Origin of the sequence: Vibrio marinisediminis, assembly GCF_014050145.1 — a bacterium.
GTDB lineage: Bacteria > Pseudomonadota > Gammaproteobacteria > Enterobacterales > Vibrionaceae > Vibrio > Vibrio marinisediminis.
This window is the reverse complement of record NZ_JACFYF010000121.1, coordinates 1-319: the sequence shown is the minus strand read 5'-3', so window position 1 is coordinate 319 and position 319 is coordinate 1. Positions and strand designations below refer to the sequence as shown.

Below are 319 nucleotides of genomic sequence, written 5' to 3'. Positions count from 1 at the left end.
AAAAGCATTCCACTGTTCAGCAGAAAATTGTTCAACATCGTCATCAGCCTCTGCATTTACATTTATATTTCCTTCTTTTTCAAATATTGCAATTAAACTAGAAATATCTTCCGCTTTGTCAGTATCTTTATTATACCAAGAATTAAACAATTGAATAAAAATCCACTGTGTCCATTTATAATAACTAGGATCAGAGGTACGCACTTCTCTAGACCAATCAAAAGAAAAACCAATCTTATCTAGCTGTCTCCTATATGTTTTAATATTTTCTGCTGTGGTTACTGCAGGATGCTGACCAGTTTGTATCGCATATTGCTCA

The 319-nt window shown here is 33.2% G+C and carries 1 protein-coding gene; it reads right to left on the bottom strand.

Going from position 1 to position 319, the window contains the following annotated elements; translation table 11 throughout:
• Positions 1-319, bottom strand: a 319-nt coding sequence (locus tag H2O73_RS23620; protein ID WP_220457710.1) for a leucine--tRNA ligase family protein, incomplete at both ends; no start/stop codon positions are given.